Origin of the sequence: Leucobacter sp. USCH14 (assembly GCF_037619215.1) — a bacterium.
Lineage (GTDB): Bacteria > Actinomycetota > Actinomycetes > Actinomycetales > Microbacteriaceae > Leucobacter.
Genome location: NZ_JAQPZP010000002.1, coordinates 170,934 through 191,538 on the forward strand (window position 1 = coordinate 170,934; position 20,605 = coordinate 191,538).

The window sequence follows — 20,605 nt, forward strand, 5'->3', positions numbered from 1 at the left end:
TGACACCCATGGTTCACGGAGCCTCGGGCCGCACGGTCCGCCTCACGGTCGCTCAGGCCGTCATCCGCTACATCTCCGCCCAGTACTCGGTCGCCGACGGAGTGCGCGAGCGCTTCGTCCCGGCCGCACTGGGCATCTTCGGCCACGGCAATGTCGCGGGCCTCGGGCAGGCGCTGGCCGAGCACGCGGATCGCCTGCCGTTCGTGCAGGGCCGCAACGAACAGGCACTCGGCCACATGGCCACGGGCTTCGCGAAGGCGTCGAAGCGCCGCCGCACGCTCGCCGTGACCGCGTCCATCGGCCCGGGTGCGACGAACCTCGTCACCGCGGCCGCGCTCGCGACCGTCAACCGCATTCCGCTGCTGCTGCTGCCGGGCGACACGTACGCCACTCGCCGCCAGGGCCCCGTGCTGCAGCAGCTCGATCTGCCCGGCACTCCCGACGTCACCGCGAACGACACCTTCCGCCCGGTCTCCCGCTTCTTCGACCGCATCACGCGCCCCGAGCAGCTGCTCACCGCGCTCCCGCAGGCCTTCCGGGTGCTCGCGAGCCCCGAGGAGACGGGCGCTGCGGTCGTCGCGCTGCCGCAGGACGTGCAGTCGCATGCCTTCGACTTCCCGGTCGAGTTCTTCGAGGATCGCGACTGGGTGATCCGCCGCCGCGTGCCGGATGCCGCCGAGGTCGAGCAGATCGCCGAACTCGTCAGGTCGGCCGAGCGACCGCTCGTGATCGCCGGGGGCGGGGTGCACTACTCCGACGCGACGGCGGCTCTCACCGAGCTCGGCCGCACGACGCACCTGCCGGTCGGCGAGACCTTCGCCGGCAAGGGCGCGGTCGCGGCGGACGGCCCGTGGAGCGTGTTCGGCATCGGGCTCGAGGGATCCCCGACCACCAATCGCCTTGCCGAGCGCGCCGACCTCATCGTGCACGTGGGGACGCGACTCACCGACTTCGCGACCGCATCGCAGTCGCTGTTCGCGAACCCCGAGGTGCGCTTCGCGTCGATCAATGTGGTCGAGCACGACGCGGTGAAGCAGGGCGCGACCGCAGTGATCGCCGACGCCAGGCTCGCCCTCGAGGCGCTCGCCGCAGCGCTCGGGGACTACCGGGTGCCCGAGGCGTGGGCCGCAGAGGTGGTCGCCGCTCGCGAGGCCTGGCTGCCCGTGCGCGACGCGGCGCTCGACGCCGACGCGCGATTCCCGCTCGAGCAGCACCCCGAGCTGCCCGACACCGGCGCCGTGCTCACGCAGGGGCAGCTCATCGGGCTGATGCAGGAGCACTCCCGGCCGGGCGACACCATCGTCGCCGCAGCGGGAGGGCCTCCCGGTGACCTGCAGAAGGTCTGGGATGCGACGAACAGCCGCCACGCGCACCTCGAGTTCGGCTTCTCGTGCATGGGATACGAACTGCCGGCCGCGATGGGGGTGCGTCTCGCCGACCCCGATCCCGCGCACCGCGTCACCGCGTTCATCGGCGACGGCACGTTCATAATGATGCCGACCGAGATCGTGACCGCCGCGCAGGAGGGCATTCCGTTCACCGTCGTGATCTCCGAGAATCACGGCTACCAGGTGATCCGGCGCCTCCAGATGTGGCGCACGGGCGAGCACTTCGGCAACGAGTTCCGGTACCGGGAGGGCGGTTCGCTGGCGGGTTCCGGCGCCGGTGGCGGCGACGGCGGCCGGCTCGAGGGCGACTACCTGAAGATCGACCTGGCGCAGATCGCTGCGGGGCTGGGCGCGCAGGTGCGCACCGCGACCGCGCCGTCGGAGGTGCGGGCCGCGCTCGACGAGACCCGGGACGTCCGCGGACCGGTCGTGATCGTGGTGCCGACGATCCCGCACGCCGACCTGCCCTCGTCCGATGTCTGGTGGGATGTGTCGCCGGCGGAGGTGTGGGAGCGAGTCGACACCTCGGAGAAACTCGTCGAGTACGGCGACGGCCTCGCGCAGCAGCGGTGGCACGGGTGAGCGCCGGGAATCGCGGGCCGCTCGCTCCGGGATGGGCGCTGCGCGAACGCCTGCTCTCCGGTGAGCCGACCGTCGGCACGTTCATCGGGCTGGGGTCGGTGACCGCGGCGGAGGTGTGCGCATCGGCCGGGCTCGACTGGCTCCTCGTCGACCTCGAGCACGGCGGAGGCGATGAGGATCAGGTGGGGTCGATCGCCGCTGCCGCCGGTGCGTACGGTGTCGCAACGCTCGTGCGGGTCGAGGTGCCGGATCGCCTGCGCGTCGGGCGGGTGCTCGATGCCGGCGGTGCGGGTGTGATGCTGCCGCGGATCTCGAGCGCAGCGGAGGCCGAGGCGGCGCTGCGGCATCGGCTCTATCCGCCGCTGGGGGATCGCGGCGTCGCGAGCTACAACCGCGCCGCGCGCTGGGGTGCCGATCCGTCTGCGATCGACGCCGCGAACGATCGCGCGATCGGCATCGTGCAGATCGAGACCGCCGGCGGACTCGCGGAGGTCGACGCGATCGCCGCGCTTCCGGGCGCCGACGTGCTGTTCGTCGGCCCGCAGGATCTCAGCTACGCCCTGGATGCTCCGCGCCAGTACGACGATCCGCGGTTCCAGCAGGCGCTCGATCGGGTGGTCGCGGCGTGCCGAGCGCACGGGAAGGTCGCGGGGATCCTGACGAACGACCGCGCGGGCGCCGAGGCGTACCTGGCGCGCGGCTTCGGGTTCATCGCGATCGGCTCCGACGCGACGCTGCTCGCCGCGACGTTGCGCCGAGTGGTGCCCGCGGGGCTGGGCGTCGACCGATGAGCGCCGCATCGCCGGCACCGGCGTCGAGCGCCTCCGCCCGGCCGCGCAGCGTAGTGGTCGCGCTCGGGCCGGTCGATGCCGACGAGGTGACGCCGCACCTGCCCGAGCATGCGCAGTTCGTGCCCGACCCCGGGGCCGACGACCTCGCGGTCGCGGAGGGGGCGATCGTTCGTGCCGCCTTCACCCTCGACCGCGCGATGCTCGATCGCATGCCGCGTCTGCGCATCATCGCACGCACCGGGGTCGGCGTGGATCGGGTCGATCTCGACGCGGCACGGGAGCGCGGCATCCCCGTCGCCATCACCCCGGGGAGCAACAGTCGCGCCGTCGCCGAGGGCGCCTTCACGATGCTCGCCTCGCTGATCAAGAATCTCGGCGAATCCCACCGCTATGTGTCCGCGGGCGAGTGGGGGCGCGCGCCGGTGCCCGAGGCGGGCGACCTGCACGGCCGCACGCTCGCAGTGCTCGGATACGGGCGCATCGGGCGGATCGTCGCCGGGTTCGGGCGCGCGTTCGGGATGCACGTCATCGCGCACGACCCCTTCGTCTCGGCCGACGACGCCGAGAACGTCTCGCTCGAGGACGCGGTGCGGCGGGCCGACGCCCTCACGCTGCATCTGCCCGGAGGGGGATCGGAGCTGCTGCCTCTCGCGATCCTGCGCTCCGCGAAACCGGGTCTGGTGCTCGTCAACTGCGCCAGGGCCGACCTCGTCTCGACGGCGACGCTGCAGGAGGGCCTCGAGAGCGGGATACTGGGCGGGGTGGGTCTCGACGTGTTCGAGGACGAACCCGTGCAGCGGCATCCGCTCGCGGGTCGTACCGATGTGCTGCTGAGCCCGCACACCACCGGGTTCTCGAGAGCGGCGCGTCGGGAAACCGTGCGCATGGCTGCCGTCGCGGTGGGCGAGGTGCTCGGCGGTCGTTATCCAACCTTTACCGTAGGAGATGCTTGATCGCGGAAGTTACGGTACTGTAAACGCAGAGCGCAAGCTTTGTAACGACATTAGTTCAATTACACGATGGAGTGCAGCTATGTTGAAATCACGTTTCGGGCGTTGGTCGAAGATCGGCCTCGCAGGCCTGGCTGGTGTCGGAGCACTGGCCCTCGCCGCATGCGGAACGCCCGCGGGTGCCGGGGGCGGCGCAGCCGGTGGCGGTGGCGGAGGCGTCGAAGAGGACGAGATCAAGGTCGCCCTCGTGACGCACGCCGCTCCGGGCGACACGTTCTGGGACACGATCCGAGCCGGAGCCGAGAACGCCGCCGAGCGCAACAATGTCGAGCTGCTGTACAGCTCCGATCCCGACGGTGCGCGTCAGGCGCAGCTCGTGCAGCAGGCGGTCGACCAGGGCGTCGACGGCATCGTGGTGACGCTCGCCAAGGCGGATGCGATGGCGGGCGAGGTGCAGAAGGCCGTCGACGCCGGGATCCCCGTGTTCAGCATCAACGCAGGCGAAGACGACTACAAAGACATGGGAGTGCTCGCCCACTTCGGTCAGAACGAGTTCATCGCCGGCCAGGCCGCGGGCGAGCAGTTCAACGAGGCCGGCCTGAAGAAGGCCGTCTGCGTGATCCAGGAGCAGGGCCACGTCGGCCTCGAGTCGCGCTGCGAAGGCCTCGCCGATGTGTTCGAGGGCACCTCCGAGGTGCTCTACGTGCAGGGCACCGACATGACGAATGTCGCATCGACCATCACGTCGAAGCTGCAGACCAACTCCGACATCGATGCGGTGCTCACCCTCGGCGCACCGTTCGCCATGACGGCGATGGACTCGATCGCCGATGCCGGCAGCAGCGCGACCCTCGCCACGACCGACCTCAACTCCGACGTCTACTCGGCGATCAAGGACGGCACGATCCTCTTCGGCATCGACCAGCAGCCGTTCCTGCAGGGCTACTCCTCAGTCGAAGCCGTGCGGCTCTACACCGAGGGCGGATACGTGCTCGGCGGCGGGCAGGCGGTGCTGACCGGCCCCGCGGTCGTCAACGCCGAGAACGCCGAGAGCGTCGCCGCGCAGTTCGACGGCGGCGACGAAGAGTCCGCAGAGTAGGAGAGGGTCGCACCGGAAGGTCGAATCCATGAGTACAGCAACAGCTCCCAAGCTCGATGAGCGCATCGCCTCAGGCAACCTGTTCACCAGGTTCTTCACCAAGCCCGAGGCGGGCGCAACTGCAGCCGCACTGGTTCTCGCGATCATGTTCGCCGTGGTCGCCCCCCAGTTCACCCAGCCGAACTCCATCGCGACGATCCTCTACGGCGCTTCGACGGTGGGGATCATGGCCGTCGGCGTCTCCCTGCTGATGATCGGAGGCGAGGTCGACCTGTCGGCGGGCGTCGGCGTCATCTCGGCGGCGCTCTCGTCCTCCCTCTTCATGTACTGGTTCGGAGGGAACGTCTGGGTCGGAGCGACGGTCGGTCTGGTGTTCTCGCTGCTGATCGGCCTGCTCAACGGCTGGCTGCTGACGAAGACGAAGCTCTCGAGCTTCATCATCACGCTCGCGACCTTCTTCATGCTGACCGGCCTCAACCTGGGCGTCACCCGAGCCCTCACGGGCGGCGTGGCAGCGCCGTCGATCGCCGAGTGGCCCGGCTTCGCCTCGGCGGAGGCCGTCTTCGCCGCAGACATTCCCGTGTTCGGCGTCAACGTGAAGATCACGGTGTTCTACTGGATCATCCTGGTGCTCATCGCGACCTGGATTCTGCAGCGCACCAAGATCGGCAACTGGATCTTCTCGTCGGGCGGCGCCCCGGATGCGGCTCGCGCCGTGGGCGTGCCCGTCGTGAAGACGAAGATCGGCCTCTACATGGGCGTCAGCTTCTGCGCGTGGCTGCTCGGCATGCATCAGCTGTTCGCGTTCAAGACGGTGCAGTCGGGTGAGGGCATCGGCAACGAGTTCCTCTACATCATCGCGGCCGTCGTCGGCGGTTGCCTCATGACCGGCGGATACGGTTCGGCGATCGGCGGCGCGATCGGCGCCCTGATCTACGGCATGGCGCTCAAGGGCGTCGTCTACGCCGAGTGGAATCCGGACTGGCTGAGGTTCTTCCTCGGCGCCATGCTGCTCGGCGCGACCGTGCTGAACTTCACGTTGCAGCGCCGCGCGGCGCGGGGAGGGAAGAAGTGAACGCCACAGCAACTGCGAACGCGCCGCTCGTCGAGCTGCGCGACGCCGAGAAGCGATACGGCAACATCATCGCGCTCCGCGACGTCAGCCTGAAGGTCTCGGCCGGCGAGGTGATGTGCGTGCTCGGCGACAACGGCGCCGGCAAGTCGACGCTGATCAAGATCATCGCGGGCCTCCACCAGCACACCGCCGGCGAGTACCTCGTCGAGGGCGACTCGGTGAAGTTCGATTCCCCTCGTGAGGCTCTGAATCGCGGGATCGCGACCGTGTACCAGGATCTCGCGGTGGCGCCGCTCATGCCGGTGTGGCGCAACTTCTTCCTCGGCTCGGAGAAGACGAAGGGCTGGGGCCCGTTCCAGCGCCTCGACGTCGACTTCATGCGGAAGACCGCGAAGCAGGAGCTGCTCGAGATGGGCATCGACCTGCGCGATGTCGACCAGCCGATCGGCACGCTCTCGGGCGGCGAGCGGCAGTGCGTCGCGATCGCGCGAGCGGTGTACTTCGGCGCGAAGGTGCTGATTCTCGACGAGCCGACGGCTGCGCTCGGCGTGAAGCAGTCGGGCGTGGTGCTGCGCTACATCATCCAGGCGCGCGACCGGGGTCTCGGCGTCATCTTCATCACGCACAATCCGCACCACGCGTACCCCGTGGGTGACCGCTTCCTGCTGCTCAAGCGCGGGCAGAGCATCGGGTACCACGAGAAGTCGGCGATCTCGCTCGAGGAGCTCACCGGCCTGATGGCGGGCGGCGCCGAACTGGAGCAGCTCGTGCACGAGCTGCGCGATGTCGGTACGAGTACCGATGCGGTGCGCACCATCCGCGACGAGATCCAGGGCGACGCCGCTGCGGGGGTCGGGCGCGTGCAGGTCACGGAGGCCGTCACCGTCGTGCCCGGCGAGTACGCGGATGACGAGGAAGAGCCGGAGGGCCGTGGGCGCGGACGATCGCGTCGCTGAGCGCGACTCGCCTCGCTGAGAACGGGCGTCGATCCTATCGAGGATCGGCGCCCGTTCCGCGTGCTTCGGTCGCCGCGAAGGCGCGTGTCTCATTGACAGTCGACCGCATATGTTCATACAATTTGGACCGGTCCATTCTTCAACGCCATCGTGCCCTCGGGCGCGTAGCGCGGCCTGGACCTCAACGACGAGGATCGGTGCCCAGCACCACGATTACGGAAGCGAGCACCGATGCGGACACTGCCGGATGGAACCGTCGAGATCGGAGTCGGTCTCATCAGCGTCGGCTGGATGGGCCAGCTGCACAGTCGCGCCTACGCGAACCTGAAGTACGCGTATCCCGACCTCGGCCTGAAGCCCCGCCTCGTGCACGCGGCGGATCCGGCGCCGGCGCGCGCCGAGGAGGCCGTCCACGTGCTCGGATACGAGCGCGCGTCGGCCGACTACCGCGAAGTGCTGAGCGACCCCGAGGTCGATGTCGTGTCGATCTGCGCCCCGAACTTCCTCCACGCCGAGATCGGCATCGCCGCCGCGCGAGCCGGCAAGCACTTCTGGATCGAGAAGCCCGTCGGCCGCGGCGAGCAGGAGACCCGTGAGGTCGCAGACGCGGCGGCGGCAGCCGGTGTGATCAGCTCGATCGGATTCAACTACCGCCACGCTCCCGCCATCGAGTACCTCCGCGAGCTCGTACTCGACGGCAAGCTCGGGCGCATCACCAATGTGCGCGGCCAGATGTTCGCCGACTACTCCGCCGACCCGCGAGGCGCGCTCTCGTGGCGCTTCGTGCGCGGACTCGCCGGCAACGGCGTGCTGGGCGACCTCATGGGGCACCTCGTCGATCTCGTGCAGTACACGCTCGGGCCCATCGCCGAGGTCAGCGCGGTCACGTCGACGGTGTACACCGAGCGCCCGGAGCTCCCGATGGGCACCGGCACCCATTTCGCGGTGATCGAGAACGGCGAGATGAAACCGGTCGAGAACGAGGATTACGCCGGCATGCTCGTGCGCATCGCCGACGGGGCTCCGGCCGCGAACGCGGTGGGCGCTCTCGAGGCCTCGCGCGTCTCGGTGGGGCCGCGGGCGAGCTACGGCATCGAGGTGTACGGCACCCAGGGCTCCGCGCACTGGGATTTCGAGCGCATGAACGAGCTCCACCTCTCCGGCGGCCTCGGGGCCGAGAACCAGGGATACACGCGCGTCATGGCGCGACCGGGCATGGGCGATTTCGGCCGCTTCCAGCCGGGAGCCGGTACTTCGATGGGATACGACGACCTCAAGGTCATCGAGGCCAAGAAGTTCTTGCAGGCCGTGCTCGGCCGCGAAGCCGTCAACTCGAATATTCAGGACGCGCTCTCCGCGGCGCAGGTGGTCACGGCCGCCGAACGCTCCGCCGAGACGCGCACATGGGAGACGAGCGCCCCGGTCGAGGGGACGACCGCGGCAGGCGCCTGACCGACGATCCTCACCCGAGTATCTCCACGCTCGAATCTCACGCCACCCCATCACCTCGACCGACGAAGGAGTCGCACATGGCACGCTCTGCACGCATCGCATCAGCCCCGATCAGCTGGGGAGTCATCGAAGTTCCGAATTGGGGCCTGCAGCTCGAGCGCGACCGCGTGCTCGCGGAGATGGTCTCGCTGGGCATCACCGCGACCGAGTTCGGGCCGGAGGGGTTTCTCCCCGATGCTCCGGAAGATCGAGCCGCAGCGCTCGCCGCCGCGGGGCTCAGCGCGGTCGGGGGGTTCTTCCCCGTCGTGCTCCACCGTGATGCGCAGGATCCGCTGCCGTCGATCGAGCGCGAACTCGAGGCGTACGTCGCCGCCGGAGCGACGACGCTGGTGCTCTCCGCCGTGACGGGAGAAGCCGGCTACGACGGCACGGTTCAGCTGACCGAAGCGGAGTGGACCACGCTGCTCGGCAACCTCGATCGCGCGCTCGACGCCGCCGCGGCGGTCGGTGTCGTCGCGACGCTGCACCCCCACCTCGGCACGGTCGTCGAGACACCCGAGGCCGTGGAGCGCGTCGTCGCGGGGTCGCGCATCGGCCTGTGCCTCGATACGGGCCACTACACGCTCGGCGGCGGAGACCCGGTCGTCTTCGTGGAACAGCACGCGGGGCGCATCGTGCACGCCCATCTGAAGGATGTGAGCCTCGCCGTCGCGGCCCGGGTGCGCGCGGGAGAGATCGACTACCGCGAAGGAGTGCGGCAGGGCATGTACCGGTCGCTCGGCTCCGGCGATGCGCGCATCGGCGAGATCGTCTCCGCGCTGCGCGACGCCGGATACTCCGGCTGGTACGTGCTCGAGCAGGACACGGTGGTCGAGAACGAGGCAGATGCGGAGACGGCCTTCGACAACGCCCGGCGGAGCGTCGCCTATCTGCGCGGCGCTCTCGGGGAGCACGACGGAACGGCAGCGGCGTGAGTGCACCGCTGCGCATCGGCATGCTGGGGGCGTCTCGCATCGCCGATGCGTCGATCATCGCGGCGACGGAGGAGACCGGCGACGTTCGGGCCGCCGTGGCGGCGCGGGATCCCGAGCGCGCTCGACGCTACGCCGCCGACCGGGGGTTCGAGTCGGCAGCGGCGAGTTACGAGACGCTCATCGCAGACGATTCACTCGACCTCGTCTACATCGGCCTGCCCAACGCCCTGCATGCGGAGTGGACGGCACGAGCGCTCGAGGCGGGACGCAATGTGCTCGTCGAGAAGCCCTTCGCGTCGAATCTCGCAGAGTTCGATCGCGTCGCGGCCAGGCTGGAGCTCTCGCGCGGGTGGGCTTGGGAGGCGTTCCACTACGCCGATCACCCCGGTGTGCACCGCCTCATCGGCATCGTGCGCGAGGGCGCGATCGGCGAGATCCGCGGCATCGACGTGCACATGGATATGCCCGCTCCCGACCCGGGCGACCCGCGCTGGAGCTTCGACCTGGCGGGCGGCGCGCTCATGGATCTGGGCTGCTACGCGCTGCACGCCCTGCTGCTGCTCGGCGATGAGCTCGCGGGCTCGGCGCTGCCCGCCGAAGCGCCTCTCGCGCTGGAATCCGCGCGAGCCGAGCCGTACGAGGGCGATGCGCGGGTCGACGCCACGGTCGTCGCGGGTCTGGATTTGGGCGGAGTGAGCGCGGCCGTGCACACGAGCATGGTCAGCCCGGAGTGGAACTTCGGCCTCCGCCTGAGCGGTGCGCTCGGCGAGGTCGTGCTGCCGAACTTCGTGAAGCCGCAGGAGGACGGGCGGCTCATCGTACGCACGACGAGCGGTGCCGGGTTCGAGGAGCGGGTCGAGCACATCGGCACGTCCTCCTCGTACACGCATCAGCTGCGTCGCATTCGCGCAGCGGTGCGCTCTGCAGAGCGGTCGCGCGTCGATCTCGAGCGTTCGCGGCGCACCATGGCGTTGATCGACGAGGTGTACACGCGCGCCGGCCTTCCGCTGCGACCGGGGCGCCTCGACGTCTGACCCGCATCCACCGATCACGTTCAGGAGCACACCATGCAGCACTTACTCACCGGCAGAATCGTTCTCGTCACGGGTGGCACCCAGGGGTTGGGGCGCGCAGTCGCGGAGGCGGCCGCACGAGAGGGAGCCGCAGGAGTGGTGATCGTGGGCAGGAGCGCGGAGAAGGCGGAGACCGCGCTCGCCGCCATCCGCCGGTGCGCCTCGGATCCGGCCGGATTCGAGGCCTCTGCGATCATCGCCGATCTGGCCGAGGCGGGAGAGGCCGAGCGCGCGGTCGCCGAAGCCGTCGCGCGCTTCGGCCGCGTCGACGCCCTCGTGAACGCCGCCGGGGCGACCTCGCGAGGCGCGCTGCTCGACACCTCCCGCGAGCTGCTGCAGGAGCACCTGAACCTCAACGTCATCGCGCCGTTCATGACGATGCAGGGAGCGGTCTCCGACATGCGTCGCCGCGGAGAGCCGGGCACGATCGTGAACGTCATCAGCATGTCGATGCACGGCGGGCAGCCGTATCTCGCGCCCTACGTGGCGTCGAAGGCCGGCCTCGCGGGGCTCACCAAGAATGCGGCGTTCGCGCACCGCTTCGATCGGATCCGCATCAACGGGCTCAACATCGGGTGGACGGCCACGCCGGGGGAGGCGGTCACGCAGCAGACCTTCCACGGTGCCGATGATGATTGGCTCGAGCGGGCCGAGTCGGAGCAGCCCATGGGAAAGCTCGGTCGCCCCGATGAGATCGCGGACGCGATCGTCTTCCTGCTGAGCGGTCGCAGCGGCGTCGTGACCGGTTCGATCATCGACTGGGATCAGAACGTTCCGGGCGCCTACGATCAGTAGCCGCGACGCGCGGCCCAGCGGCCGTGCGGCGCGCGCAGCAGAGCCGGGGGTGCCCGAACAGCACCCCCGGCTCGCGCGTGCCCTAGTGCGTCAGCGACTTCTGGGCGTCGGGTTCGAGGTGCTCGGACTGGCCCTGCACCGCGATCTTGCGCGGCTTGGCCTGCTCGCTGACCGGGATCACGACGCTCAGCACGCCGTTGTCGTACGACGCCGAGATGCCGGCGATGTCGACGCCCTGACCCACGCTGAACTGCCGCAGGTAGGTGCCGGAGGGGCGCTCGCGCGTCAACCACTTCGAGCCCTCGGCGGCGTCGGCCGTGCGCTGTGCGCGAATGGTCAAGAGCTGACCGTCGACGTCGATATCGATGGACCCGGGATCGACGCCCGGCAGATCGGCGTTCAGGACGTACCGCTCCTGGTCCCGCTGCAGATCGACGGGCATCTGCCGGGGCCCCGAGCGCGCCTGCTGCAGCGCGCCCGCTGCCCAGCGGTCCAGCTCGCTGAAGGGATCGAACGTCATTGCCATGATGGTTATCTCCTTCCAGTGAAACGTGAGTGGAGGTCACTCGATGTGCCTATAAATTAGCACTCTGCACCTGAGAGTGCTAATGAAGGACGCTGCAAGATTCCTGGAATCTGCGCGGGAATGCGGACGGCGCCGAGCGCCCCCGGCGCCGTTCCATCACTCCGTCGTGAGCTGCACGGCGAGCCGGAGCAGGAGCTCCTCGCCCCCCGTTCGACCGATGAGCTGCACCCCCATCGCGTGTCCCGTCGGAAGGCGCAGTACGGGCACCGCGATCGCGGGCAGCCCCGAGACGTTGACCATCGAGGTGAAGGGGGCCCACTCGCACTGCAGTCGGTAGTCATCGTCGGCGTCCAGCGATGTGAACGCTCCGATGCGGGGCGGGAGCATCGTCAGGCCCGGAGTGAGCACTGCATCGAACGCACCCCACTGCGCGCGCACGTCGGCGGCGAAGCCCCGCAGGCGCGCACCCGCGCGCGTGAAAGACTCGTCGCCCCGAGCGAGCGAGCGTTCGCGGAAGGTGCGGGTGAGCGGCATGAGCCGCGCGGCGGCCGCCGGCGTGAGGGGAAGCCGGGAGAGCCCGGCCGTCCACGAGGTCGTGAACGCTTCGGGGTACTCCGGGTCGTAGACGAAGTGGGGCGATTCGATGTGATGGCCGCGGCCGGTGAGCCGGTCGATCGCGATCTCGACGGCGCTCCTTGCCTCGCCGCTCAGCGAGATCGGGTACACGGAGGAGAACGGCGACGCCTCCGTGTACGCGATGCGCAGCCCGATGAGGGCATCGGCGGTCTGCACAGCCCTGAGCGCGGGTTCTCCGGCGGCTCCGCGCTGGGCATCGTAGAGCATCGCGGCGTCGAGTGCGTTCCTGGCGAGCGGGCCGCTGACCGTGAGTCGCGGCGCTCCGAACTCGTCGTGCAGGGAGGGCGCGGCACCGCTGCCGAGATCGCCGGGAACCGCTCCGAGCCCCGGTTTGAGGCCGACGAGGCCGCAGGCGAGGGCGGGGATGCGGATCGATCCCCCGCCGTCCGTTCCTGGGCCGACGGGGATGAGCCCGCCCGCGATCGCCGCCGCGCTGCCGCCGGATGACCCGCCTGGGGTGCGCGTCGGGTCGAGCGGATTGCGCGCCGGGGGTGCGATGGCGTTCTCCGAGTAGCCGGTGAGGCCGAGTTCGGGGACCTGCGTCTTGCCAAGTGGGATCGCGCCCGCGGCGCGGAGCGCTGCGACCCCCGGCGCGTCGGTCGCCGCGACTGGGTGGCGCAGGGCTGCGCTGCCCCGGGACGTCGCTGCTCCGGCGACGTCGACGAGATCCTTGAACGCGATGGGAAGGCCGTGCAGTCTGGGCAGGTGCTCGCGCTCCCGGCGCGGGGTCGACGCGAAGCGCTCGTCTGCGCGAGCCGCCTCTGCCCGGGCCTGCTCCGCCGTGACGGTGAGGAACGCTCCGAGCTCTGCGCGATCCTCGATTCGGGAGAGCACGAGCTCGGTCGCGTCGCGGGCGGAGATCTCGCCCTGCCGGAGCGCGTCGCGCCAGTCGATCGCGGTCTCGGGCGCGGCCCCTGCTTCCATGCATTCAGCTTACGAGCGCGAGAACAGGGGGTGTATAGTGATACTCGTTCTCATTAGAAAGTGTGCCATGAAACCTCAGCCCCGGAATACGAAGCCCGCCGTTCTCGCCAGCGCAGCCCTGGCATCGCTGCTCGCGCTCACCGCGTGCAGCGGGGGAGCCGCCGCGGGTGAGGGGGGCGGCGAAGGCGGGCTGAAGGTCGTCGCGACCACCACCCAGCTGACCGATTTCGCAGGCGAGGTCGGCGGTGACGACATCGATCTCACGGGGCTGCTCTCGCCCAATGCCTCCGCGCACCACTTCGACCCGAGCCCGTCCGATCTGCTGGCCCTCGGGGAGGCCGATGTGCTGATCGTCAACGGCGCCGATCTCGAGACCTTCATCGACGACGCGGTCGACGCCTCGGGGTTCGACGGCACGATCGTCACCGCGGCAGACGGCATCGATCTCGATGAGGCGAAGCGCATCACCGCCGAGGGCGGCGAAGCCGACGATCACGGTCACGATCACGAGCACGCCGAGGAGGCGGGCCACGACCACGCCGAAGACGATCACGATCACGCGGAGCACGATCACGCGGAGCACGATCACGCCGAAGACGACCACGCCGAGCACGATCACGATCATGACCACGGCGACGTCAACCCGCACATCTGGACCTCGCCGAAGAACGCCATCGGCATGGTCGCGGAGATCGCGGACGGCCTCGCCGCTGCAGACGCGGACCACGCAACCGACTACGAACAGCGCGCCGCCGAGTACACCGAGCGGTTGCAGGAGCTCGACACCTGGATCGCGACCCAGTTCGAGCGCGTACCGGCAGACGAGCGCGTGCTCGTGAGCGGCCACGATTCGCTGCGCTACTACCTGCACGATTACGGCATCGAATTCGTCGGGTCGATTCTGCCGAGTTTCGAGGACAACGCCGAACCGAGCGCCGCCGACATCGATGCGCTCGTCGCCGCCATCGAAGAGCACGGAGTGAAGGCGGTGTTCGTCGAATCCTCGATGAGCCCGAAGCTGGCCCAGACGATCGCGGACGAGGCGGGCGTCGAGGTGGTCGACTCCGAGAACCTGTACGCGGACTCCCTCGGAGCCCCCGACAGCGACGGGTCGACGTACATCGGCGCCACCGTGCACAACACGGCGCTCATTCTCGACGCGTGGGGCGCGCAGGTGGACGCGGTGCCCGATAGTCTGCAGGGATGACCGCCGCACGCGACGCAGCAGCACACGACGACGGCGACGCGCAGCACTGCGCGGCCCCGGGCGCGATGGAGTCGACGGGCGCGGCGAACGCCGCCCTCGTGCTCGACGGTGCGGCATTCGGGTACGACGGCACCCCTCGCGTCGAACGCCTGACGCTCGCGGTGCCGGCGGGCGCGGCAGTCGCGCTGATCGGGCCGAACGGGTCGGGCAAGTCGACGCTGCTGCGCGGCATCCTCGGTCTCGCCGATCTGACCGCAGGGTCGGTCCGGGTACTCGGCGAAGCCCCGGATCGCGCCCGCCCGCGCATCGGCTCGCTGCCGCAGGCGGACACGCGTGACGCCGCACTCCCCATCACCCTCCGTCAGGTCGTGACCATGGGGCTCTACCGCTCGCGCGGGGCACTCCGCCCCATCGGCAGGAGCGGGCGGGCCGCGGTCTCGCAGGCGCTCGAACGCGTGGGTCTCTCCGCGTGGGCGCATCGGCGATTCGGCGAGTTGTCGGGCGGCCAGCAGCAGCGCGGCATACTCGCGCGCGCACTGGTATCGAATCCTCAGCTTCTGCTCCTCGACGAGCCGTTCAACGGGCTCGACCGCGAGAACCGCGACGTGCTGCTGCGGCTCGTGCGCGAGCTTCGCGCCGAGGGCCGCACCATCATCGTCTCGACGCACGACCTCGAGATCGCGCAGGAGGCGTGCTCCCACGCGCTGCTGCTGGCGAGCGGGCACCACCCGAATCAACCGGGCCACCCCGCCGCCTACGGCTCGGTGGATGCAGCCCTGACGCTCGACGCGGTGCAGCACGCCTTCCAGGACACGACCGTCGAACTCGACCACCACACCGTGACCACCACGCGGGAGACGGAGTGATTCCGACGGTGCTGGCGCCCGCGCTGCACCTCGTGCAATCCGGCCCGCTCGAGATCTTCGCGCTGCCGTTCATGTGGCGCGCACTGCTCACCGTCGCGATCCTCGCGGTCGCGGCCGGCGTCGTCGGGCTGTTCATCAGCTTTCGCGAACTCGAGTTCGTGAGCGATGGGCTCGTGCACTCGGTCTTTCCCGGCCTGGTCGCGGGGTCTCTGATCGGCGGATCCGCAGGTCTGCTTCCGGGCGCACTGGTCGCGGCGATCCTGGCGGCCGTGCTCTTCACGATCATCGAGCATCGCGGCGGTGTGGGCGCAGACGCCGCGATCGCGGTGGTGCTCACCGGGCTCTTCAGCCTCGGCGTGGTGCTGGTCTCGCAGCAGGAGGGGTACGTCTCGGAGCTCACGGAGCTGCTCTTCGGGCGGCTCCTGACCGTCACCGAGGCGCAGCTCTGGCAGATCCTGATCGTCGCGATCGTGGCCGTCGGGATCGTCGGGTGCACCTGGCGAGCCCAGCTCTTCCGCTCCTTCGATTCGGCCGGCGCCGAAGCCGCGGGCTTCCGCGTGCTCCGCGCCGACCTCGCCCTCTCGGTCGCGGTGGCGCTGCTGGTCGTGGCGGGCGTGCAGGCCCTCGGCGTGCTGATGGTGATCGCGCTGCTGACGGTGCCGATGGCCGCCTCCCGTCTGCTCACGCGCGGTTTCGCGCTGCTGATTCCCATGGCGATGCTGCTGCCTCTGGGAGCCGGCGTGGCCGGGTTGTGGCTCTCGTTCGAGTGGTCGACGTCGCTCGGCGCCACCGTGTCTCCCGGAGCCGTCGTCGTGCTGGTTCTCGTCGCGGCGTACGTGCTCGCGGCGCTGATCCGCACCGGAGCGACGGCGCTGCGGAAGCAGAGGAAGCGGAGGGCCTCCGCATGAGCTATCTCGCGCTCGCCGCGCTCGAACTCGCGCTGCTCGGGCTGCTCTCCGGTGTCGCCGGCACGCTGATCGTGCTCCGCCGGCGCTCGTTCTTCGCCGTGGCGCTCAGTCACGCGACGTTTCCAGGCGGCGTCGTGTTCGCCGTGCTCGGCTGGAACCTGCTGATCGGGCAGGCGTTCTTCGCACTGGTGCTCGTGCTCGCCATGGCGCTCCTGGCGCGCATCCCCGGGCAGGGGCGCCAGGTCACGAGCGGCGTCGTGCTCTCGTTCGGCTTCGCGCTCGGCACGTTGCTCGCGGCTCTGAACCCCGGCCTCGGCGTTCCCGTCGAGGCGCTCCTCGTGGGTTCGCCGCTCGGCGTGAACGCGTCGGACGTCGCCGCGACCGCGGCAGTGCTGGTCGCAGCCCTCCTGCTCGCCGCTGTCTTCGGCCGACGGATCCTCTTCCACACCTTCGACCCGGTGGGATTCGCGGCAGCCGGCTTCCGCAGCTGGCCGATCGAACTCGTGGTAACCGGCATCGTCGCCGCCTCGGTCGTCGTCGCGATGCCCGCGGTGGGCGCGATCCTCGGCGTCGCGGTACTCATCGCTCCGGCTGCCGCAGCGCGCGTGCTCACGCAGCGCCTCGAGTGGATTCCGGTGATCTCGGCAGTGATCGGCGTCGTCGGAGCACTCGTCGGATTGTGGATCTCGCGCGAGTTCTCCGTCGCGGCCGGAGGAGCCGTGGGCCTCGTTCTCACAGCGATCTTCCTCGTCTGCGCCGCGTTTCGGCCCCGGAAGATGTCAGCTCGGTAACAATTCTGAGAGACGCTCGGCGCTTCCGTGCGCTGCTCGTGGGCGTTCTCACCGGCGATCAGGAGTTTTGACTCACCCTAGTCAGGTTTGTGGGAGCCGCACAAGTTCTCCCGCTGCCCACCCCGGTGTTTGTACGATCGCAGCATGGGAGACACGACAGCGGTCAGAGTGGTCCGCGACGATCGAGAGCCACTCGTCATCATCGATGCGGTGAACAAGCACTACGGCGACCTGCATGTGCTGAACGACATCAACACGCAGGTGGGGCGCGGCGAGGTGGTCGTCGTGCTCGGTCCATCGGGATCGGGCAAGTCGACGCTCTGCCGCGCGATCAACCGCCTGGAGACGATCGACTCGGGCACGATCTCGATCGACGGGCAGCCGCTTCCCGAGGAGGGCAACGGGCTCGCAACGCTTCGCGCCGACGTCGGCATGGTCTTCCAGCAGTTCAATCTCTTCGCGCACAAGACGATCCTGCAGAACGTCACACTCGGGCCGATGAAGGTGCGCGGGCTCTCGCGGAAGGCGGCGGAGGAGAAGGCGATGGCACTGCTCGACCGCGTCGGCATCGCGAACCAGGCGCAGAAGCTGCCGTCGCAGCTCTCCGGCGGGCAGCAGCAGCGCGTCGCCATCGCGCGCTCTCTCGCCATGGATCCCAAGCTGATCCTGCTCGACGAGCCGACCTCGGCACTCGATCCCGAGATGATCAACGAGGTGCTCGACGTCATGATCGGGCTCGCTAATGACGGAATGACGATGGTCGTGGTGACGCACGAGATGGGATTCGCGCGTCGCGCCGCGGATCGCATCATCTTCATGGCCGACGGGCAGATCGTCGAAGAGGCGACGCCCGAGCAGTTCTTCACCGACCCGCAGACCTCTCGTTCCCAGGACTTCCTGTCGAAGATCCTGGGCCACTGACCCGACCTCCACTCCGGTCGACCGAGCCTCGACGGAACCATCCGCCACGGGCTCACCCCACTCACCGAAGAGAAAGCAGACACCATGCGAATCGCAAAGTACGCAGCCGTGCTCGCCGCAACTGGAATCCTCGCCCTGACCGCCTGCGCCTCGGGCTCGCCGAACGACGCCGGCGATGAGTCGTCGGCCCCGGCGCCCGCCGAGGACGTCACGTTCGACGAGGGCACTACGATGGCGAAGCTCAACGAAGCGGGCAAGATCACGATCGGCACGAAGTACGATCAGCCGCTCTTCGGCCTCATGAACCCGACGACGAACTCTCCCGAGGGGTTCGACGTCGAGATGGGCAAGATCATCGCCGCGAAGCTCGGCCTCTCCGAGGATCAGATCGAGTGGAAGGAAGCGGTCTCCGCGAACCGCGAGCCCTTCATCGAGAACAACGAGGTCGACCTCGTGATCGCCACCTACACGATCAACGACGAACGCAAGCAGGTCATCGACTTCGGCGGCCCGTACTACATCGCCGGCCAGGATCTGCTCGTGCTCTCGGGCAACCCCGACGGCATCACGGGCATCGACGACGTGAAGGGGAAGAAGGTCTGCTCGGTCACGGGCTCGACCTCGGAGGAGAACCTCAAGGAGGCGGGCGTCGAGGTGCTCGCCACCGACACCTACTCCAACTGCCTCGAGCCGCTGCGCTCGGGCGAGGTCGTCGCGGTGTCGACCGACAACGTGATTCTGGCCGGCCTTGCCGACCAGAACGAGGGCGAGTTCGAGGTCGTCGAGAACCCGTTCACGGAGGAGCCCTACGGCATCGGTCTCATGAAGGGCGACGACGAGTTCCGCACCTTCATCAACGACACGCTCGAGGAGTCCTTCGACAACGGCGACTGGGAGGCCGCCTGGGAGAAGACCGCCGGCGCGGTGCTCGAGACCCCGGAGCCCCCGACCGTCGACCGCTACTGATCGGGTGCGGAGCCTCACCGCTCCGACCATCTGTTGGAACTGAGCTGACCCGGGGGCGGTACACACCGCCCCCGGGATCCGCCCTGACGAAGGGATCCCGTTCGTGGATGTCCTACTCGCGAATGCCGGCGACATCCTCGCCGGCTTCCTGATGACCCTGCGGCTGCTGCTGTTCGGCGGCCTCGGCGCACTGCTGATCGGCCTCCTCGTGGCCGTGATGCGCATCTGCCCGGTCGCCTCGCTCCGCGGCTTCGCGACGGCGTACACCGAGCTGATCCGCAACATCCCGCTGACGCTCCTGCTGCTGTTCATGGTCTTCGTGCTGCCGCTGATCGTGCCCGACAAGCCGCCCTACGTCGTGCTCGCGTCGATCGGTCTCGCGGTCTACACCTCGCCGTTCGTGGCCGAGGCGCTCCGCAGCGGCATCAACGGGGTGCCCGTGGGGCAGGCCGAGGCGGCGCGCTCCATCGGCCTCGGCTTCGGCCAGACCCTGTCGCTCATCGTGCTGCCCCAGGCGCTGCGCATGGTCGTTCCGCCGCTCATCAATGTCTTCATCGCGCTGACGAAGAACACCTCCGTCGCCGGCGGCTTCTTCGTGGTCGAGCTGTTCGCGACGGCGCGCCAGCTCACGAACAACAACGGGCAGGCGGTGATCCCGATTCTCATCGGGGTCGCCTGCTTCTACCTGTTGATCACCATTCCGCTCGGCCTCATCGCCGGGCAGATCGAGAAGAAGGTGCGGGTGCTGCGATGAGTACGGCGACAGTCCTCTACGACGCTCCGGGGCCGAAGGCGCGCCGGCGCTCCCGCATCATCTCGGTCGTCGGAGTGATCGTGCTCGCGGCGCTGCTCGGCTGGGTGATCTGGCGCCTGGCCCAGCCCCAGATCTCGGTCAACGGCAACGAGAATCCGGGCATGTTCGACGCATCGCGCTGGGACGTGCTCGCCTACGGCGAGGTCTGGCAGTTCATCGGCCGGGGTGTGCTCAACACGCTGCAAGCCGCCGCGGTCGCGATGGTGGGCGCGGTGCTGCTCGGCATGGTCTTCGCGTTCGGCCGCTTGGCGACGAGCCCCTTCATCCGCATTCCGACGACGGTGCTGCTCGAGTTCTTCCGCGGCATGCCCGTGCTGCTGATGATGCTCTTCATCCTGCTGGTGGCGTCGACCGGGGCGTTCGGCGCGGTGGTCATCGCGCTCATCGTCTACAACGGCGCCATCATCGGCGAGGCGCTCCGGGCCGGCATCGTCGCACTGAACAAGGGGCAGCGGGAGGCGGGCCTGTCGATCGGCCTGACGCCGGTGCGAACGCGCCTGCTCATCGAGTTCCCGCAGGCGTTCACGCAGATGCTGCCGATCATCATCGCGCAGCTCGTCGTGCTGCTGAAAGACACCTCGCTCGGGTACATCGTGGCGTACTCCGAACTCGCGTCGACCGTGAAGCAGGCCTCCACGTTCTACGGAAACCGCTACCTCTTCACGTTCTGGGTCGTCGCCGTCGTCATCTATCTGGCCATCAACCTCACGGTGTCGTGGCTCGGGCGACGCGCCGGTCGTCTCGCCGCCATGCGCAGCGGCAAGCCCATGGCGGCAGTGAAGAAACCTGCGGTCGCCGCCGCGGTCGGAGGCGAGGTCGGCACCGGGCTCGCCGCCGGGGAGGGCGAACTCGGACCCGGTGACGATGCCACCGGTGGGCGGGGGCGGGCGCGCTGACGTCGCCCGCGCACG

Annotated in this window: 20 protein-coding genes; 18 read left to right on the top strand and 2 right to left on the bottom strand. The window is 69.2% G+C overall.

The features are described from left to right. Positions 1 to 8 precede the first annotated feature (8 nt). From iolD to PQI23_RS03150, 10 genes are all read left to right on the top strand, one after another. The gene (gene iolD / locus PQI23_RS03105) at positions 9 to 1,970 is read left to right on the top strand and encodes a 3D-(3,5/4)-trihydroxycyclohexane-1,2-dione acylhydrolase (decyclizing) (protein WP_339971447.1); all 1,962 of its coding nucleotides are present in this window, start codon (positions 9 to 11) and stop codon (positions 1,968 to 1,970) included. Continuing rightward, the gene (locus tag PQI23_RS03110; RefSeq protein WP_339971448.1) at positions 1,967 to 2,761 is read left to right on the top strand and encodes an HpcH/HpaI aldolase family protein; all 795 of its coding nucleotides are present in this window, start codon (positions 1,967 to 1,969) and stop codon (positions 2,759 to 2,761) included. The genes iolD and PQI23_RS03110 overlap by 4 nt, the downstream gene beginning before the upstream one ends. Next, positions 2,758 to 3,714: an NAD(P)-dependent oxidoreductase gene (locus PQI23_RS03115; protein ID WP_339971449.1), complete on the top strand. Its 957-nt coding sequence runs from the start codon at positions 2,758 to 2,760 to the stop codon at positions 3,712 to 3,714. The genes PQI23_RS03110 and PQI23_RS03115 overlap by 4 nt, the downstream gene beginning before the upstream one ends. A gap of 79 nt (positions 3,715 to 3,793) precedes the next feature. Beyond that, positions 3,794 to 4,810: a sugar ABC transporter substrate-binding protein gene (locus PQI23_RS03120; RefSeq protein ID WP_339971450.1), complete on the top strand. Its 1,017-nt coding sequence runs from the start codon at positions 3,794 to 3,796 to the stop codon at positions 4,808 to 4,810. Between the two features lie 28 nt (positions 4,811 to 4,838). Further along, the gene (locus PQI23_RS03125) at positions 4,839 to 5,885 is read left to right on the top strand and encodes an ABC transporter permease (protein WP_339971451.1); all 1,047 of its coding nucleotides are present in this window, start codon (positions 4,839 to 4,841) and stop codon (positions 5,883 to 5,885) included. Further along, a complete protein-coding gene (locus tag PQI23_RS03130) occupies positions 5,882 to 6,841 on the top strand; it encodes an ATP-binding cassette domain-containing protein (protein ID WP_339971452.1) in 960 nt (319 codons plus the stop codon). Before PQI23_RS03125 ends, PQI23_RS03130 begins: the two co-directional genes overlap by 4 nt. A 231-nt stretch (positions 6,842 to 7,072) precedes the next feature. Further along, positions 7,073 to 8,293, top strand: a complete 1,221-nt coding sequence (locus tag PQI23_RS03135) for a Gfo/Idh/MocA family protein (RefSeq protein WP_339971453.1) — start codon at positions 7,073 to 7,075, stop codon at positions 8,291 to 8,293. A 77-nt stretch (positions 8,294 to 8,370) separates the two neighbouring features. Then, entirely contained in the window at positions 8,371 to 9,267 is an 897-nt protein-coding gene (locus tag PQI23_RS03140; protein WP_339971454.1) for a sugar phosphate isomerase/epimerase family protein, read from the top strand. Beyond that, positions 9,264 to 10,301: a Gfo/Idh/MocA family protein gene (locus PQI23_RS03145; protein ID WP_339971455.1), complete on the top strand. Its 1,038-nt coding sequence runs from the start codon at positions 9,264 to 9,266 to the stop codon at positions 10,299 to 10,301. The genes PQI23_RS03140 and PQI23_RS03145 overlap by 4 nt, the downstream gene beginning before the upstream one ends. Positions 10,302 to 10,334: 33 nt before the next feature. After that, entirely contained in the window at positions 10,335 to 11,135 is an 801-nt protein-coding gene (locus tag PQI23_RS03150; protein ID WP_339971456.1) for an SDR family oxidoreductase, read from the top strand. An 82-nt stretch (positions 11,136 to 11,217) separates the two neighbouring features. Here the strand turns inward: PQI23_RS03150 and PQI23_RS03155 are convergent, their stop codons facing one another. Together PQI23_RS03155 and PQI23_RS03160 are read right to left on the bottom strand one after the other, a co-directional pair. Continuing rightward, positions 11,218 to 11,661 carry an Hsp20/alpha crystallin family protein gene (locus tag PQI23_RS03155; protein WP_339971457.1) on the bottom strand — a complete coding sequence of 148 codons (444 nt, stop codon included), beginning with the start codon at positions 11,659 to 11,661 and terminating at the stop codon, positions 11,218 to 11,220. A 156-nt stretch (positions 11,662 to 11,817) separates the two neighbouring features. Next, positions 11,818 to 13,221: an amidase gene (locus tag PQI23_RS03160; RefSeq protein WP_339971458.1), complete on the bottom strand. Its 1,404-nt coding sequence runs from the start codon at positions 13,219 to 13,221 to the stop codon at positions 11,818 to 11,820. A gap of 67 nt (positions 13,222 to 13,288) precedes the next feature. Between PQI23_RS03160 and PQI23_RS03165 the strand changes: the two genes are divergently transcribed. The 8 genes from PQI23_RS03165 (at position 13,289) to PQI23_RS03200 (ending at position 20,590) form a co-directional block, all read left to right on the top strand. Next, the gene (locus tag PQI23_RS03165; protein WP_339971459.1) at positions 13,289 to 14,428 is read left to right on the top strand and encodes a metal ABC transporter substrate-binding protein; all 1,140 of its coding nucleotides are present in this window, start codon (positions 13,289 to 13,291) and stop codon (positions 14,426 to 14,428) included. Further along, entirely contained in the window at positions 14,425 to 15,294 is an 870-nt protein-coding gene (locus PQI23_RS03170) for a metal ABC transporter ATP-binding protein (protein ID WP_339971460.1), read from the top strand. The genes PQI23_RS03165 and PQI23_RS03170 overlap by 4 nt, the downstream gene beginning before the upstream one ends. Continuing rightward, positions 15,291 to 16,202, top strand: coding sequence for a metal ABC transporter permease (locus PQI23_RS03175; protein WP_339971461.1), 912 nt, complete (start codon positions 15,291 to 15,293; stop codon positions 16,200 to 16,202). Before PQI23_RS03170 ends, PQI23_RS03175 begins: the two co-directional genes overlap by 4 nt. Beyond that, a complete protein-coding gene (locus PQI23_RS03180; protein WP_339971462.1) occupies positions 16,199 to 16,993 on the top strand; it encodes a metal ABC transporter permease in 795 nt (264 codons plus the stop codon). The genes PQI23_RS03175 and PQI23_RS03180 overlap by 4 nt, the downstream gene beginning before the upstream one ends. Before the next feature lie 144 nt (positions 16,994 to 17,137). Beyond that, on the top strand, positions 17,138 to 17,914 hold the full coding sequence (locus PQI23_RS03185) for an amino acid ABC transporter ATP-binding protein (RefSeq protein ID WP_339971463.1): 777 nt from the start codon (positions 17,138 to 17,140) through the stop codon (positions 17,912 to 17,914). Positions 17,915 to 17,998: 84 nt separating this feature from the next. Further along, on the top strand, positions 17,999 to 18,880 hold the full coding sequence (locus PQI23_RS03190) for a glutamate ABC transporter substrate-binding protein (RefSeq protein WP_339971464.1): 882 nt from the start codon (positions 17,999 to 18,001) through the stop codon (positions 18,878 to 18,880). A gap of 103 nt (positions 18,881 to 18,983) precedes the next feature. Beyond that, entirely contained in the window at positions 18,984 to 19,634 is a 651-nt protein-coding gene (locus PQI23_RS03195) for an amino acid ABC transporter permease (RefSeq protein ID WP_339971465.1), read from the top strand. After that, entirely contained in the window at positions 19,631 to 20,590 is a 960-nt protein-coding gene (locus tag PQI23_RS03200) for an amino acid ABC transporter permease (protein ID WP_339971467.1), read from the top strand. The genes PQI23_RS03195 and PQI23_RS03200 overlap by 4 nt, the downstream gene beginning before the upstream one ends. Positions 20,591 to 20,605 lie beyond the last annotated feature (15 nt).